This window comes from Brevibacterium sp. UCMA 11752, from assembly GCF_021532235.1.
GTDB classification, from domain to species: Bacteria; Actinomycetota; Actinomycetes; order Actinomycetales; family Brevibacteriaceae; genus Brevibacterium; species Brevibacterium antiquum.
Genome location: NZ_JACBOS010000003.1, coordinates 355,053 through 371,028, shown reverse-complemented (window position 1 = coordinate 371,028; position 15,976 = coordinate 355,053). Strand labels below are relative to the sequence as shown.

General features: G+C 63.7%; 13 protein-coding genes. 5 read left to right on the top strand and 8 right to left on the bottom strand.

Annotated elements, in window-relative coordinates; all coding sequences use genetic code 11:
* Positions 1-56: 56 nt before the first annotated feature.
* From hutH to HU144_RS01690, 4 genes are read left to right on the top strand one after another with little or no spacing between them, the layout of a single operon-like run.
* A complete protein-coding gene (hutH, locus tag HU144_RS01705) occupies positions 57-1,790 on the top strand; it encodes a histidine ammonia-lyase (RefSeq protein WP_235349856.1) in 1,734 nt (577 codons plus the stop codon).
* 1 nt (position 1,791) lies between these two features.
* The gene (locus HU144_RS01700) at positions 1,792-3,045 is read left to right on the top strand and encodes an allantoate amidohydrolase (RefSeq protein ID WP_235349855.1); all 1,254 of its coding nucleotides are present in this window, start codon (positions 1,792-1,794) and stop codon (positions 3,043-3,045) included.
* Positions 3,042-4,466: an amidohydrolase family protein gene (locus tag HU144_RS01695; protein ID WP_235349854.1), complete on the top strand. Its 1,425-nt coding sequence runs from the start codon at positions 3,042-3,044 to the stop codon at positions 4,464-4,466. Before HU144_RS01700 ends, HU144_RS01695 begins: the two co-directional genes overlap by 4 nt.
* A 3-nt stretch (positions 4,467-4,469) precedes the next feature.
* A complete protein-coding gene (locus HU144_RS01690) occupies positions 4,470-5,246 on the top strand; it encodes an IclR family transcriptional regulator (protein ID WP_235349853.1) in 777 nt (258 codons plus the stop codon).
* A 71-nt stretch (positions 5,247-5,317) separates the two neighbouring features.
* On the opposite strand, the gene HU144_RS01685 is transcribed toward HU144_RS01690, so the two are convergent.
* From HU144_RS01685 to HU144_RS01665, 5 genes are all read right to left on the bottom strand, one after another.
* Positions 5,318-6,346 (bottom strand): Fic family protein, encoded by a 1,029-nt coding sequence (locus HU144_RS01685; RefSeq protein ID WP_235349852.1) that lies wholly within the window; start codon positions 6,344-6,346, stop codon positions 5,318-5,320.
* Between the two features lie 400 nt (positions 6,347-6,746).
* Complete coding sequence (locus tag HU144_RS01680) at positions 6,747-8,417, bottom strand: BCCT family transporter (protein ID WP_235349851.1); 1,671 nt, start codon at positions 8,415-8,417, stop codon at positions 6,747-6,749.
* A gap of 214 nt (positions 8,418-8,631) precedes the next feature.
* Positions 8,632-8,931, bottom strand: coding sequence for an AtuA-related protein (locus HU144_RS01675; RefSeq protein WP_235349850.1), 300 nt, complete (start codon positions 8,929-8,931; stop codon positions 8,632-8,634).
* Positions 8,928-10,325 carry an acyclic terpene utilization AtuA family protein gene (locus HU144_RS01670; protein WP_235349849.1) on the bottom strand — a complete coding sequence of 466 codons (1,398 nt, stop codon included), beginning with the start codon at positions 10,323-10,325 and terminating at the stop codon, positions 8,928-8,930. The genes HU144_RS01675 and HU144_RS01670 overlap by 4 nt, the downstream gene beginning before the upstream one ends.
* Positions 10,326-10,381: 56 nt before the next feature.
* Positions 10,382-11,812: a CitMHS family transporter gene (locus HU144_RS01665; protein WP_235349848.1), complete on the bottom strand. Its 1,431-nt coding sequence runs from the start codon at positions 11,810-11,812 to the stop codon at positions 10,382-10,384.
* An 88-nt stretch (positions 11,813-11,900) separates the two neighbouring features.
* On the opposite strand from HU144_RS01665, the gene HU144_RS01660 reads away from it, so the two are divergent.
* A complete protein-coding gene (locus HU144_RS01660) occupies positions 11,901-12,785 on the top strand; it encodes a LysR family transcriptional regulator (protein WP_235349847.1) in 885 nt (294 codons plus the stop codon).
* Positions 12,786-12,984: 199 nt separating this feature from the next.
* Here HU144_RS01660 and HU144_RS01655 read toward each other — a convergent pair whose 3' ends face one another.
* The 3 genes from HU144_RS01655 to HU144_RS01645 form a co-directional block, all read right to left on the bottom strand.
* The gene (locus HU144_RS01655; RefSeq protein WP_235349846.1) at positions 12,985-13,797 is read right to left on the bottom strand and encodes an endo alpha-1,4 polygalactosaminidase; all 813 of its coding nucleotides are present in this window, start codon (positions 13,795-13,797) and stop codon (positions 12,985-12,987) included.
* Between the two features lie 211 nt (positions 13,798-14,008).
* A complete protein-coding gene (locus tag HU144_RS01650; protein WP_235349845.1) occupies positions 14,009-14,389 on the bottom strand; it encodes a VOC family protein in 381 nt (126 codons plus the stop codon).
* Between the two features lie 361 nt (positions 14,390-14,750).
* The gene (locus tag HU144_RS01645) at positions 14,751-15,956 is read right to left on the bottom strand and encodes a methyltransferase domain-containing protein (protein WP_235349844.1); all 1,206 of its coding nucleotides are present in this window, start codon (positions 15,954-15,956) and stop codon (positions 14,751-14,753) included.
* Positions 15,957-15,976: the final 20 nt, after the last annotated feature.

Here is a 15,976-nt window from a genome sequence, read left to right as displayed (position 1 = left end):
CGGGTCTGAACCACACACAACACGTACGTATAACTCACTCAACCGAAAGGTCCCAGATGTCAGTCTTCATCGATCTCGATCCCGATACCCTCACGTTCGCCCAGGTGGTCGACGTCGCCCGCCACGATGCGAAGGTGGCCCTGAGCGAGACCACCCTGACCCGCGTGAACAAGTACCGAGAGGCCATCGACGCACTCGCACAGGCAGAGAAGCCCGTCTATGGCGTCTCCACCGGATTCGGTGCCCTGGCCCAGCGCCACATCCCCGCCGAACTGCGCACGCAGCTGCAGAAGTCACTCATCCGCTCCCACGCCGCCGGCGTCGGCGAACCCGTCGAACGTGAAGTCGTGCGCGCCCTCATGCTGCTGCGCGCCCGCACCCTGGCCACCGGCCGGGCAGGCGTCCGCGCCGAGGTGCTCCAGACCTACGTCGACCTCCTCAACGCAGGCATCACCCCCGTCGTCCACGAATACGGATCGCTGGGCTGCTCGGGCGACCTCGCACCGCTGTCGGCCTGTGCCCTCGTTGTCATGGGCGAAGGCGTGGCCACCGGACCCGACGGTGTCGCCGGGCCCGCCGACGAAATCCTCAAGAAGGCGGGAATCACGCCCGTGACCCTCGCCGAGAAGGAAGGCCTGGCGCTCGTCAACGGCACCGACGGCATGCTGGGCATGCTCATCATAGCCCTGACGGATCTGGAGAACCTGCTCACCGCCGTCGACGTCTCCGCGGCCATGAGCATCGAGGGACTCTTCGGCACCGATGCCGTATTCGCCCCCGAACTCCACTACGCCCTGCGCCCCCACGATGGCCAGTCCGCGGCAGCCGCGAACATGCTCGCAGCCCTCAAGGACTCGGGTATCACCGCCAGCCACCGCGACTCGACCCACCTCGTTCAGGATGCTTACTCGATGCGCTGCGCCCCGCAGGTCAACGGATCCGCCCGCGATGCTGTGGCCTTCGCGACTCAGGTCGCCGAGCGTGAACTGCGTGCGGCCATCGACAATCCCGTTGTGCTCACCAACGGCATGGTCTCCTCCAACGGCAACTTCCACGGCGCACCCCTGGCTCACGCCCTCGATTTCCTTGCCATCGTCTCCGCCGACGTGGCCTCCATGTCCGAACGCCGCACCGACCGGATGATGGATGTCACCCGCAACCAGGATCTGACCCCGTTCCTCGCCGACGATGCCGGCGTCGACTCGGGACTGATGATCGCCCATTACACGCAGGCCGCGATGGTCTCCGAGGCCAAGCGCAACGCCAGCCCCGCCTCGGTGGACTCGATCCCGTCCTCGGCGATGCAGGAAGATCACGTGTCTATGGGCTGGTCGGCCGCCCGCAAACTGCGCAAGGTCGTCGACAACCTGGCCAGCGTCATCGGCATCGAGTTCTACGCCGCCTCCCGAGCCTGCGATATGCGCGAGGCCGCTCCGGCGCCGGTCACCGGTGCCGTGATCTCCACGATCCGCGAAACCGTTCCCGGACCCGGCCCGGACCGTTTCCTGTCCCCCGAGCTCGCCGAGACGATCGCCAAGGTCAAGGACGGCTCCCTGGTCGCCGCCGCCGAGTCGGTCTCCCCGCTGCAGCACACCGTCACCTCCGCTGCCGGCACCTGGCTGCCCGAAGGTGGATCACCGGCGGTCAACGACCCCGAGTTCACCGCCCTGGGCAACCTCAACGCTGCCGCTGCAGCCTCCGGTACGGACGCGGCAACGACCCATCAGGACGAATCCGGCACCGACGGTTCGGGTGAGTCCGGTTCCAACGGTTCGGGCGAGGCGAACTGAGATGAGCGACGTCGTCTCCCTCCTGGCCCAGATCGAGGACACCGGCCGTGACACTCGTGGTCCCGGATACCAGCGGGCAGGGTTCTCGAACACCGAACGCGAACTCCGTGACTGGTTCCTCGCCGAGGCGGCCCGGCGTGGCCTCGACACCGAAGTCGACGACAACGGCATCACCTGGGCGTGGGCGACCGCGCCCGGTGACAACGCCGTCGTCACCGGCTCCCACCTCGACTCCGTCCCCGGTGGCGGTGCCTTCGACGGCCCCCTCGGCGTCGCCTCGGCGCTGGCGGCCATCGACGAGCTCAAGGCATCGGGGGCACTCGAGCGCGCTCAGCGGCCGCTCGCGCTCGCCGTCTTCCCCGAGGAAGAGGGCTCACGCTTCGGAGTCGCCTGCCTCGGATCACGCCTCATCACCGGCGCCATCGAGGCCGACCGGGCACTGAGTCTCACCGACGCCAATGGTGACACCTTCGCCGACGTTGCCCGCGGATACGGGCTCGACCCGAACCGCATCGGCACCGACAAAGCCCGGCTGGAGAAGGTCGGATCCTTCATCGAACTCCACGTCGAGCAGGGCATCGGACTCATCAACACCGACCAGGCAGTGGCGATCGGCTCCTCGATCATCGGCCACGGCCGCTGGCACTTCGCGTTCTCCGGTCAGGGCAACCACGCCGGCACCACCCCGATGAGCCACCGCGCCGATCCTGTCGTCGCGGCCTCCCGCGTGATCGGCGATATTCCGACCCTAGCGGCCGCCACTGACGCGAGTGCCGTGGCCACGGTCGGCCGTACCCTTATCCACCCGGGCGGGACGAACGTCATCGCCTCGGGCATGAGCTTCTGGCTCGACATCCGTCACGCCGATGACGCCGTCGTCAAGCAGGTGCTCGAAGCGATCTCGAGGCGTGCCCGCGAGCATGCTGAGGGGGCCGGCGTTGAGGTGTCGATCTCCCAGGAGTCCTACTCACCGACGACGTACTTCACCGCCGAACTCAACTCCCGGCTGTCCTCCGTGCTGCCCGACGCACCGTTGCTGCCTTCGGGCGCCGGACACGATGCGGGCATCCTCGCCCCACACGTGCCCTCGGCGATGCTCTACGTGCGCAACCCGACCGGAGTCTCACACGCACCCGAAGAGGCCTGCGAGAACGACGATCAGCGAGCCGGAGTCACCGCCCTGGTCACAGTCCTCGAAGGGGAACTGGGAGTGAGCAGCTTGGGCGCTGCCGGAACTGTGGGGGCCGCATCATGAGCACGCGCTTCTGGTGCGAGACCGCCTGGGTCGACGGGAAGGTCGCCACCGGTGTCCTGCTCACCGCCGATGAGACCGGCACCCTGACTTCGGTCGAGACCGGAATCGACACCCCACCCACCATCGCCGAGGTGGTCCCCGGGTTCACCTTGCCCGGGGGAGTCAACGCCCACTCCCACGCCTTCCACCGCATCCTGCGGGGACGCACCCACGGTGACGGCGGGACCTTCTGGACCTGGCGCGAAGTCATGTACTCCGTGGCCGCGAAGCTGAGCCCGGAGAACTACGAAACCGTGGCTCGTGCGGTCTTCGCGGAGATGCTCGCCGGCGGCTACACCTCGGTGGGGGAGTTCCACTACGTCCACCACGAACCCGACGGGACACCGTACCGTTTGGGCACCGAGGCTGAGTCGCGACGTCCCCGCGGGGACGTTTCGGTCGGCGACGATGAGGAATCATCGGCGCGTGCACACGCGATGGAACGGGCGCTGGCACGAGCGGCCGCCTCGGCGGGACTGCGCATCCGACTCCTCGACACCTGCTATCTCACCGGCGGCATCGACACCGATCTTTCGGCCGAGCAGGCCCGCTTCGGCGACGGGACCATCGATGGTTACATGGATCGTCACACTGCTCTGTCCGAGTCTTTCGCCACCGAGTTCCCGGTCGTATCTCCTGGTGAGAGCTTCGTTTACGTGGGGTCGGCCATCCACTCGATCCGCGCCGTCCCGGCCGCGAACCTGCCCCGGTTCGCTGAACTCGAGGGACCGGTCCACGTCCATCTGTCCGAGCAACCGGCGGAGAACGAAGCCTGCCAAGCCGCGTACGGAACGACACCCACGCAGGTCCTTGCACGTTCCGGTGTGGTCGCGTCGAATCTTTCGGCCGTCCACGCCACGCACCTCAGTGATGTCGACATCGCGACCCTGGGCGGGGCAGAAGCCACCATCGTCATGTGCCCGTGCACCGAGGCCGACCTGGCCGACGGCATCGGTCCGGCCCGCGAACTTGCCGATGCCGGAGCGACGATCTCGATCGGCTCCGATCAGCACGTCCTCCTCGACGCCCTGCGCGAGACCCAGGGCCTGGAAGCCGGGGAACGGCTGCGCTCAGGCCAGCGGGGCCGCTTCTCGCCTGCCGAGCTCATCGCCTCACTGACGGCGGGTGGGGCGCGCAGCCTCGACCTGCCCGTCGGTGAACTGGCCGTGGGCAAGGCATGTGACTTCATCGCAGTGGCCACCGACAGCATGCGCACCTTCGGTTCGGTGGGAGAGCAGATCATCCTCTCGGCCACCTCGGCGGATGTGACGATGACCGTCAGCGGCGCCCAAGTTCGGGTCCGCGACGGTGTGCACACCGAACTCGGTGAGATCTCTGAGCTGTACCGGGCTGCCTTCGCGGCGCTGGGGATGGAGGGCTGAGCTGTGGCTGAGGTTCCGGCGCTGCGGCGCTCGATCGCAATTCTCAGGCACCTTGCCTCATCGAATCGTCCGATCACGGCCGGTGCACTGGTGCGGGCGCTGGAGATCCCGCGCTCGAGTGCCTACGAACTGCTCACCGTGCTCGAGGAGCTGGGACTCGTCGTCCGCACCGAATCCGGATATGCCCTGGGGGCCGGCGTGCACGAGCTGGGCAGCTCCTATCTGCGCACGAACCCGCTGCAGCGCCTGGCACAGCCCATCGTGCGGCAGCTGGCCGATGACACTTCGGCCACGGCGCAGCTGGCCGTCATCCGCGGCTGGGAGACCGTGTACGTGCTCAAGGAGCAGTCCCTGAAGTCCGTTGCGGTCATCACCGCCACCGGTGTGCGCATGCCCAGCTACCTGACGGCGACCGGGCGGGCGATACTCGCGCATCTGCCCAAGTCAGAGGTGCTGGCGATGTTCCAATCCGAGTCCGGGTTCGTCACCCGTACCGGCCAGGGCCCGACCACGGTCAAGTCGCTCAACGCGATCCTGGCGCAGGATCGGCGGGCTGGGTGGGCGATCGAACATGGTGAGGTCACCCCCGGGATCTCGACGATCGCGGCCCCTGTCTACGACGTCCTCTCGCGTCCGATCGCAGCCATTGGGCTCTCTCTTGCCGGTGATGCGCTGGGCTCAGGAGCCTCCGGTGACGCGCTGGACGAGGACGCCGACACCGAGCCGCTCGTGGACAAGGTCCTCGCGGCCGCCGCCGAGGTGACCGCCAAGCTGAGGTGATCCGTGAAGTTGAGGTGAACGCGCCATTTTTATGACTTAGAAGAGTTGCTCATAAAAATCAGCGCATCTCTTTATGAGTTCTGTCGCCGTCCGGCACGCGCGGCAAAGGCATCGATCGCTGCAAGGATTTCGTCGCTGCGCCAGAACGGCCCCAATCCATGTTCGGCCTTCGAGCTGGCAATGCCGGCGTCAACGAGCGCCTTCAGGGGTGGATAAATGTTGGGTTGCGCAACGCCCAGTTCCTCTGCCGCGGTGGCGGAATTGAAGACCGGGTGCTCGATCAGGATGTCAAGCAGCCTCCAGGCATTCGAATTCTTCCTGGCGGTCAACCTCGAATTCCAGCTTTGACGAATTCGGCGCAAATCTGCGACGAGTTGAGTGCTGTTATCTATAGCCCTGAACGCAGCCTCTGCGAATATTCGAATGATCGGATCGACGTTGCCTTTCCTATACTCCGTCAATGCGCTGTGGTATCGAGGAACATCTGCAAGCAGCCCTGCTGACACTGGTACAGCTACATTTCGAGTGATACCTCGCTGTCGAAGCATCGTTTGCACGATCGCGCGCCCGGTTCGCCCGTTGCCATCCGTGAACGGATGGATCGTCTCGAACTGTGCGTGCGTGATCGCTATCGCCGTCATAGCTGGAACATCGGCTCGTTCCGCAAAAATCATCAAGTCTTGGATGAGGTCAGGCACTCGGGAATGGTGAGGTGGCACGAACTCTGCACCTACAGGGGAATCGGCACGGGTGCCGATCCACACCTGTTCGTCCCGGAAGTCGCCCGGAGCGTGTCGGGACTGTGTCCCCATGAGGACTTCGTGGATCGTTCGTATCGAGTTACTTGAGATCGATTCAGCGCTTTTGAGCGCTGTGAGCAGAGCGCGAGCATTTGCCGCAATCAGCTCAGCGTTACTGCCAGATCGAGCTCCGAGCTCTGCGGAGAATATTGCGCGAGCGCTGGCTGTCAAGTTCTCGATCTGCGATGATGATGCTGCTTCCGACCGCAGGAGGACTGGTGCAAAACCTGCAATTTGAAATCCCAGTTCGGCGTCGAATCGGCTCAGCTCTCGAATTGCTTCCTCTGCGACTGCAGCCACTTCAGGATCTATAACGGGGGTTCGGTCAGCGATTGTCGGTGGAATTGAAGAGTCATATTGCATACTTCCAGCATGGATCGCTGCTCTCGGACCGAAGCTTGAGCGCGAAACCCAATCGTAGGTCTCGGCGCCGATCGGTGGCCAGTTTGGCGCGTTGTGTTGTGCTGGTTCGAGGTTGCCTAAACTCATAGTCACCATCCCAAAATTATGAGTAATACAAGTTTCTCATAAAAATGGCGTCGGCGCTTTATGAGTTATGTCGCTTCCAGGACGATCACTCAACTGCGGTGATCCCCTAACAAAACACATGAGCGGACCACTTACTGGCGAGAGGACTAGCTATAACTGGTCCCCTCGCCAGTAAGTGGTCCGCTCGATGAAGCTGGGGTCAGAGTGAGGCTCAGAGCCCGAGGACGTGCTTTTCGCGGGCGACTTCCTCAACGATCTGATGGTCGCTGCGCAGCTCCTTGATGAGAGCGATTCCGAGGACGACGACGATGACGGTGAATGGCACCGCGGAGAGCATCGCCGCCTGCTGCAGAGCCTGGAGTCCGCCGAGGAGGAGCAGCACGATCGCGCACGCGCCGGTGAGGAATCCCCAGGTGGCGATGACCGGTCGCCGCGGCTCGAACGAGCCTCGCGAGGACAGCGAACTGAGCACGAAGGTGTTCGAGTCAGCAGAGGAGACGAAGAACAGGATCACCATGATGATGGTGAAGATCGAGACGAGAAGCGTGAGCGGCAGTTCCTCGAGCAGACTGAAGAATGCGGTGTCGAGATTGGCAGCAGTCGCCTCGCCGATCTTCGCTCCGCCCATGTCGAGCTTGATCGCAGACCCGCCCATGATGGTGAACCAGAGGAAGAATACGGCGCTCGGAACGAGCAGCACGCCGGCGACGAACTGGCGGATCGTGCGGCCCTTGGAGATCTTGGCCAGGAAGATTCCGACGAAGGCGCTCCACGACAGCCACCAGGCCATCATGAAGTAGGTCCAGCCCTGCATCCATTCGCTGTCTGCAGCACTCGAAGGCGTCATGAAGCTCAGCTGCAGGAAGTCGCCGGCGAAGGAACCGACCGAGCGCACGAACAGATTGGCGACGAAGCCGCTGGGCCCGGTGATGAAGACGAACAGTCCGAGGACGGTCGCCATAGTCAGGGTGATCTGGGAGACGTATCTGATGCCGCGGCCGACGCCGGAGAGAGCCGAGCCGGTGAAGAGCAGCGTCAGCACGCCGATGACGACGACCTGCAGAGTCACGGTGGCGTCGATGCCGAACACGACTTTGAGGCCCTCACCGATCTGCGAGGCGCCGAGGCCCAGCGACGTTGTCGTTCCGAACAGGGTGGCGATGATGGTGAGGATGTCGATGAACTTGCCGACCCACCCGTCGACGAACCGTCCGAGGACTGGGCGCAGCATCGTCGATACGAGAGCCGGACGACCTTTGCGATGTGTGGAATAGCCGATGGCCAGGCCGAAGACTCCGAAGATGGCCCAAGCCTGGAAGCCCCAGTCGAGATAGGAGAACTGCATGGCGCGGATTGCGGCGTTCATGGTCTCCGGCTCAGCCAGGCCGTGGGGCGGGACCATGAAGTGCGACATTGGCTCTGCCACGCCGTAGCTGACGAGGCCGATGCCCATGACTGCGGCCAGGATCATCGCGAGCCAGGCAAACGTGCTGTATTCCGGCCTCGAATCCGCGGACCCGAGACGAAGACGACCGAATCTGCTGGCCGCAAACCATACGAGCATGACGATCGCGGCGAACGGCACGACGAGATAGATCCAGCCGAAGCCCGATGAGACCGCGGTCATCGCAGTGGTCATGATGGCGCCCAGGCTCTCCGGTGAGATCGCAGCCCAGAGCACGAAGGCGATGACGAAGGCCACCGACCAGTAGAAGACGCCCCCGATGGGGCTTCGCCGGGCGGAGTCGGCATCCTGCGCGGCTGCTGCGTCCGCGGCAATCTTTTGGGATGCAGTGGTGCTCGCCGCGGGGTCAGGCTCCGAGTCGGCTTCCGACCCGGGGTCAGGCTCCGGTTCAGGTACGTGGTTGTCCAGCATCGTCATTGTGGTCTCCAAGCTCGAGCCAGCCTCGGCGGCGGGCAGGAGTCTTCATCAGGGGGCGGTGGGGGTAGTGCGCAATGGCAAGAAACAGGCTCCGCGAACTGGGGTGTTCGTGGAGCCTTGTAGGTGACGAGTGTATTCGCTTTAGCGTGGAATGTCCGCCTCGTATCGGCACCCTGATGAAGAGTGTGAGGTATCTCGCGTGGCCTGCCAGCACTCAGATTTCGAACGTGAGCAGGTGGTAGCTCATGGTCTTTCCGTGTCCGTCCAGGTTGGGCGAGCCGGTGACTCCGCCGCCGAGCAGCCCGGAGAGTTCGAAGCTGAAGGAGTGCAGAGTCGGCAGCTCACTGCGCGTGACAGCCTGTGCGTTGAGGCCGAAGTGGGCGGCGACGCGTACACCGCTGAGCTCCTGGTCAAGCAGGTCATAGGCCGCCTGGTCGTGGCCGATCACTGCGAGGATGAGGGTATCGCCCTTGTCGCCGGTGCGCACCGACGCGAGTTCGTCGATCTGGGTCATGCGGGGCCTCCTTTTCGCCTGGCGTCGGAGTTCTGATCTGCGGGGTCGTTGTTCGCGAGTTCATCCGCTGAGCCGTCAACGAACTCGACGGTGACCGCTTCTTCGATGGTGCTTCGATCCACACTGCATGACTTCACCGAGACGACGCTGATTACGGACTTCCGGGCACCCCCACCGCCGGCCGGACCATTGGTATAGAGCGCCTCGACTTCGTCACCGATGATTGCAGCCTCCTGCCGGGTCGCTGCGCTTCCGACGATGCGCAGACGTACCTCGGCGGGGTCATCGACCTGCACCAGACCGCGGAATGCCGCAGCCATCCCAATGTATTCGACGAACACCGACTCGGGATCGACATCGTAGAGGTCATCGAGGCGTTCGAGAACGATGGCCGCCGCCAGTTCGGCACGTTCCTTCGACCGGAGACCGCTGTAGGTGAGCTGTCCTTCACCCTGCCACCCGGAGTCGTAGCCGAGAGTGACCTTCAGGTTGCTGGGCCGGGGCGTTCCCGTCCCTCCACTCACACGCACTCGGTCGACGCCTGCCTCCCCGAAGGTCACGCGTGAGAAGTCCGCGATGACATCGGGGGTGATGTAGGCGCTGGGGTCAGCGACTTCGTAGAGGAGCTGTTCGGTGCAGGTACGTGTTGTGACCTCGCCTCCCGAGCCCTCGAGCTTACTCAGTACGGCCTGCGCATCGGCGTCGACATCAGCGAAGGGGAACCCGAGACGGGCGAGGCCGGCAACGGGCTTCGTCACTGGGTCAGCGAAATAGCCGCCGGTCACCTGACCAGCGCATTCGAGCAGATGCCCGATGACCGTGGCACGGCCGATGAGATCGGCATCGCTGTGGTCCCAATCGAAGTAGTGCGCCAGAGCACCGACGTAGAGCGAGGGGTCTGCGACGCGTCCGGTGATGACGATGCGTGCACCTGAGTCCAGGGCTCGCCGAATCGGCTCGGCCCCCAGATAGGCATTGGCCGAAATCAGCTCACCGTCGGCGGTGGATGCCGGCTGCCCGGTTCCCCATGTCAGCGGATCCTCGTCGTTGACGATGCGAAGAACATCGTCCCCGGTGACGTAGGCAACGGGCAGGTCGATGTCCAACGCTCGAACCGCCTCGGCGACGGCATGTGCAGCAGCCCGCGGATTCGCGGCACCGCCATTGGTCACGATACGGGTGCCGTTGGCGGCGCAGTGACCGGCGACTGACCGGATGCGCTCGACCAGAGTCGGGTCGAAGCCGGTATCCGCGCTCTCCCGCTCACGTCGTTGAGCCGCGGCCACCGTTCTCTCTCCGAGGAGTTCGAAGACGAGGAAATCGAGCTTGCCGTGCTCGGCCAAGGCGATCGCGGGATCCAGCCGGTCACCGGCGAATCCCGCCCCGGCCCCCACACGCACATGATGGGCAGGTTTGGGCGGCGACGAGAGCCCGGACGGGCTCGATAGGTTCAAGCTACCCACAGGGGAATCACTCCGATCACGATTGCAGCGATGAGGACGATGATACTGACCAGCCAGGCCCAGCCGATGAGGCCGAGGATGTGCTTGCCGATCGGTACGTTCGCCAACCCGACCAGCAGGTAGAACGAACCGGTCAGCGGGCTGATGGGGAACCCGAGAGTCTCCTGTCCGATGATCGAGGCTTGGGCGAGGAGGACCGGGTCGATGCCGTAGTTCGATCCCACCGCAGACAGGACGGGCAGGACGCCGAAGTAGTAGGCGTCGGGGCCGAAGAACAGGCTCATGGGCACGCCCAGCACTGCGACGACGATGGGCAGGATCGGCATGATTCCGGCGGGCAGGACCTGGACCGCGGAGTCGGCCATCGACTCGATCATTCCGCTTTCGTCGAGGACGCCGAGGAGGACGCCGGCGGCCAAGAGTGTGCTGGCCATGAGCATGGCTGACTTCGCACTGATGTCGAACTGCCGGGACTGATTCTCCAGTCCGCGGAAGTTGATGATGAGCGCGAGGATTGTGGCTACGAGGAACGCGATAGCTGGTGAGACGATGCCCCACATCAGCACCACGAGAGTCGCAAGCAGGATGAGGCCGTTGACCCACAGTGGGATGTTGCGGTGGTCCTTTTCGGGGGAGTCGTCGGTGGCAGCAGTGCTGTCAGTGCCATCAACGGCGGTGCCATGGGCACCGGTGTCCACCATCACCGAGGTGGTCCGTGCCCCAGTGTCAGCACCGGAGGAACGTGTGGTCTGGTTGGCATCATGGGCGTGGACAGGTTCGGCGAACTCGGAGGGCTTTCCCTTGGCGATGCGCTTGGCTTCGCGGCTGCCGAGGAACCAGGCGACTCCAAGCGCGGCGATGACTCCGACGATCTGAGCGGGGATCAGCGGTGTCCACACCTCGTTCGCCTCGACGCCGACGGTGGCCGCGGCACGCGCGGTCGGGCCACCCCAGGGGAGCATGTTCATGGCACCGGCACCGAGACCCACACATGCGGTCAGCGTCAGGCGGCTCATGCCCAGACGTTGGTAGATCGGCAGCATGGCCGGAATGGTGATGAGGAACGTGGTCGCACCGGCGCCGTCGAGGTGGGCCACGCTGGCCAGGAGGGTCGTGGCCACGGCGACGGCCTTCGGCGAAGAACCGCCGAGGCGGATGATCCGATCGATGACGGGATCGAAGAAGCCAACGTGGCGCAGTATTCCGAAGAAGACGATCGCGAATATGAACATCACGACGACGCTGGCGACGCTGGTGATGCCGGCCAACGCGAATTCGCTGACCTTGGACGGTGAGTTGCCTGCGATGAGAGCCGCGACGATCGGGACTCCGGCAAGGGCAACGATGGGTGAGACCTTCTGCCAGAGCAGCAGAGCGAGAATCACCAGCATTGATACGTATCCAATGAGTGAAAGCACCTTTGATTCCTTTCTCAGAGATCAGTGTCTATGTTCCAGGAGTATTGAGTGGATCGTCCAATACCGATTCGCTCTACACTGATGATCTATGGTTATCAATCTGGCGATGTACCACCTGCGCACAATCGAGACGCTGCACCGACTGCGCAGCTTCACCCTCGCTGCCGAGGACATGCAGATCTCTCAGCCCGCAGTCAGCAGGGCGCTGGCTGAAGCCGAACGGCGCATCGGCGGCAGACTCTTCGATCGCAGCACGCGCTCGGTGGTGCCGACGCGCCTCGGCGAGGAGGTCTCCGCTCATGCCTCGATGGCCGTCGCCACCTACGATGAGGCGCTCGACCGGATCTCACGGCACATGAATGGTGATGACGGGGTTGTGCGGGTGGCATGCCTGCCCTCGGTGACGGCGACGCTGCTTCCCTCCGTGATCTCTGATTTCCGCCGCGACCTGCCGCAGGTGGGTCTGAAGATCCATGACGAACCGCAGGAGAACGTGGCCGAGAAGATCCTCAATGGAACCGTTGATCTGGGAATTCTGGCACTCGACTCAAGCATCCCGGCCGAGCTGGAGGTTGAAGGAGTTGCTTCGGACCGGTTGGTAGCGATCATGCCCGTTGGCCACCGCCTCGCTCAGCGCGATGAACTCGTCTGGACCGATTTCGCTCGTGAGAAGTTCATCGGTTTCGACGCTGTGACCAGCATCGGGCCCTTGGTCACCCATGCCTTCGCCAAGCACGATGTGGCCGTCGACATCGTGCAGACAGCACGCAGCATCCCGGCTGTCGGCGGCCTGGTTTCGGCCGGGTTGGGTGTCTCCGTAGTGCCCGAGATGGTCGTTCCATTGGTCAAGTTCGAGGGCATCGAGAGCGTGCTGATCAGCCCGGCCATCGAACGCACCTTAGTTGTCGTCCACCGCAAGCGCGGTCCACTCCCAGCCGTCGTCGAACAGTTCCGCCAGAGCCTGCTGTCGTGACGATTCGCGCGCCTCCTTCGATCTGAGTAACGGTCGGTAAGTCCTGGTCGATCCAGGCGCCTGGATCGACCAGGACTTACCGACCGTTGCTCGTTGCTCACCGCTCGTTGCTCACCGCTCGTTGCTCACCGCTCGTTGCTCACTGGCGGACGAGTGTGAAGGCGACCCTGTACTCGGGTCTTCGATGGTCGAAGCGGGATCAGCAGTGGCGAGCTGTGTGGCGCGGGTTATCGGCGACAGTGAGGTCGCGGTCGCGCAGAACAACTGAGGCCGGTGTCTCGGAGTCTTCGCAGATGTCGTCCCAGTTGCGAGGGAGGTTGTCGGTGTATTCGATGTCGATGACCGCCTGGCCGTAGACCCGAGTGTATTCATCGCACTCTCGGAAGGCGGAACACTCTTCGGCGACGGCAAAATCGAAGCCGACTTCTTCGTGCAGAGTACGCGAGAATTCTGCGGCGTTCTTCTGTCCGACTGCGAGGCCGAAGCGATGAGAGAGTTCGACATAGGAGCTTGCCAGAGCTGCGTTGTCTTCCATGACGAGTGCCTTCTGGGAGCGGGTGAACGAGTCGAAATTGTCGAACTCAACGGCATCGAAGCCCGCTTCGGCACACCCGCGTATCCACGGACTGACCGTGTCGAAGACTCTCTCGCGCTTGTCACTGGTCGACGTGTCGATCAGAACCTCATCAGGCCACTCGGGATCGACAAGCGCCTTGCCATCTCTGGACAACAGCAGATCCGAGTCCCAGGTCTCGAGTTCATCCGGCTGTGTCTGAAAGCCATTGACGTAGCAGATCGAGTAGCGACCAGGGGCTGGTTCGACCGACCTGTCACGCGCAACGATGCTGACACGCTCAACTGGCTCGTACGCGCCGCCGAGTTGGTAGTCGGGGAGGCCCCCGACGGGCGGAACCTCCACCGCATGGGCTGATGTCGTGCCGTCAGAGCGAGAGGCTCGGGTCGGATTCGATGCGCAAGCGGCGAGCGAGGCTGCGATCAATGCTCCGATCATCAGGATTGATCCTTCTCGCCGCATGCAACAGATCCTACACAGCCTGGTGAGCGATCCTGACCGACCAGCAGACCAGTACGGCCAGCAAACCAGGCCGTGCAGCGGATCCGAGCCCGGCCGGCTCACCCAAGCCCGACGAACTCGTCCGTGCCCGGCCACCGGAAACCGGGGCTGGCTGACTCACCGAAGCCCGAGCCTCACGGGTACAGCCTCACAGGTATGGCTTCGTGATGAGCTCCAAATACATGCCCGAAGGGTCCAAGAAGTACACGCCGCGGCCGTTGTGCTCGGTGTTCGTCTCGTGCAGGCGAGTCCGCTGCGGGTCCGCCCAGTAGTCGGCGCCCCGTTCGTCCAACAGTGCCACCGCGCGATTGAAATGATCATCGGTGCAGAGGAAGGCCATATGCACGGGCTGGATATCGAAGGTCGGCGGGGGAGTCGCGAACTGCAGCATCACACCTTCGTCGAGCATGATGTTGGAGAAGGCTCCCCACGACTGAGTGTGCTCGGCCTCGAGGATGTCGACGTAGAACTGAGCCGACTCCGCCGGATCAGCGGCGGCGATGATGGTGTGGTTGAAGATTGCTGACATAGTGTCCTTTCGAAAGGTGGATTCTGTGTGAGGTATACCTTCGAAAGGGGGTGGACCGCGAATATCGTATTCGCGTCCACGGCGGCTCAACGGTCGACCGGGTTACCGATCCGTGAGCGGCTGAAAGCCTGTCCGGTCATGATCGACAGCTTAACCGATTTGAGGTCAGCCGCCCGTACGCAAGGAACATCAGGATCTTTGGAATCAGCCGCTCTTAGGCCATGGAAGCTCGAAACGGTTGGTAAGTCCTGGTCGATCCAAGCACCAGGATCGACCAGGAGTTACCAACCGTTGCTTGCCGCCAGCCGAGTGTGAGAAGTCTTTGACGCCAAATGCAGGTGCTCTGTGCGCGGACGTAGGTTCACTGACGTTCCAGCACCACGGCGACCTCGAGATGCTTCGTATGCGGGAACATGTCGAAGACCCGGGCCTGGACGACCGCGTAGCTCGGCATCCGGTCGAGGTCCTTGGCGAGGGTGAGCGGATTGCAGCTCGAGTAGACGATGTGCTCGACCCCGGAGGTTTCCAGGGCCGCCGACAGCCTGGCCCCGATCCCTCGCCGAGGTGGGTTGACGATCACGCAATCCGGTCGTTCGCCGGTCGCCAGGTTCGCCTCGGCGAACTCCGTGGCATCACCGGCGATGAACTCGACCGCGGCACCTGACTGGGAGCCGACGCCGAGTTCGGCAGCGCTGATCTTCGCAGATTCGATGGCCTGCTCACTCAGTTCGACACCGGTGACCGTGCGCGCAGTCTGCTGCACGCTCGCCCCCGCGCAGTACAACGCGAACCCACCCACGCCGCAGTACAGATCCCACAGTGAGGTCGGCGCAATCTCGTCGACCCAGTCGGCTACCTGGCTGTAGAGACAGATCGCCACGTCTGTGTTGGTCTGGAAGAAGGACTGCGGACGCAGGTGCAGGTCGACCCAGTCGAGGTTCATGCGCAGGGAACCACCGAGCAGCATCACTTCCTGACTGCCTTCGAGTACGGCCTTGTGCTCCGGCAGCAGGTTGACGGAGATGACCGTCGCCGTCGGGATCAGCGCAATGAGCTGGTTGCGCCGCGATCGCAGCACGTCGAGGCCGTGCTGGGAGCGGACGACGAATCTGATCATCAGGTCCCCCGAGGGGGCCGCGGTGATGTGGACGAACTTCAGCTCACCTCGGCGAGCTTGAACGTCATAGGGCGCAAGCCCGGTGTCGTTGAGGAAGTCGCCGATGATCGGGATGATCGCGCGGATCTGCGGGGCTTGGATTCCGCACTCGCGCAGGTCGACGCCGTGGAAGTCCTGATCGAGGATGCCCAAGGTGACTGCACCGGCCGAACCGCCCACGGCGAGCTTCGCCCGATTGCGGAAATCGCGGTCGGGACCGACAGCAGCAGGCAGCCAGGCATCGGGGGAGTGGTCAGCCAGCACCTGGCGGCACCAGGCTTCTTTGTCCGCCACCTGATCGCAGTGGGGCGTTTCGATGAAGGTGCAGGAGCGGCACAGTCCGTCGTTGAAATAGTGGCAGTCCAGTTGCCCGTCTTCCGCCGAGGTGAGGGTGAGGGGCAATGAGGTCATCCACCTATTTTACGGTCTCG

Excerpts from the sequence above, each read along its gene's own strand:
- hutH (WP_235349856.1), top strand. The coding sequence starts at position 57 with ATGTCAGTCTTCATCGATCTCGATCCCGATACCCTCACGTTCGCCCAG.
- HU144_RS01700 (WP_235349855.1), top strand. The coding sequence starts at position 1,792 with ATGAGCGACGTCGTCTCCCTCCTGGCCCAGATCGAGGACACCGGCCGT.
- HU144_RS01695 (WP_235349854.1), top strand. The coding sequence starts at position 3,042 with ATGAGCACGCGCTTCTGGTGCGAGACCGCCTGGGTCGACGGGAAGGTC.
- HU144_RS01680 (WP_235349851.1), bottom strand. The coding sequence starts at position 8,417 with ATGACGATGCTGGACAACCACGTACCTGAACCGGAGCCTGACCCCGGG.
- HU144_RS01675 (WP_235349850.1), bottom strand. The coding sequence starts at position 8,931 with ATGACCCAGATCGACGAACTCGCGTCGGTGCGCACCGGCGACAAGGGC.
- HU144_RS01660 (WP_235349847.1), top strand. The coding sequence starts at position 11,901 with ATGGTTATCAATCTGGCGATGTACCACCTGCGCACAATCGAGACGCTG.
- HU144_RS01655 (WP_235349846.1), bottom strand. The coding sequence starts at position 13,797 with ATGATCGGAGCATTGATCGCAGCCTCGCTCGCCGCTTGCGCATCGAAT.
- HU144_RS01650 (WP_235349845.1), bottom strand. The coding sequence starts at position 14,389 with ATGTCAGCAATCTTCAACCACACCATCATCGCCGCCGCTGATCCGGCG.
- HU144_RS01645 (WP_235349844.1), bottom strand. The coding sequence starts at position 15,956 with ATGACCTCATTGCCCCTCACCCTCACCTCGGCGGAAGACGGGCAACTG.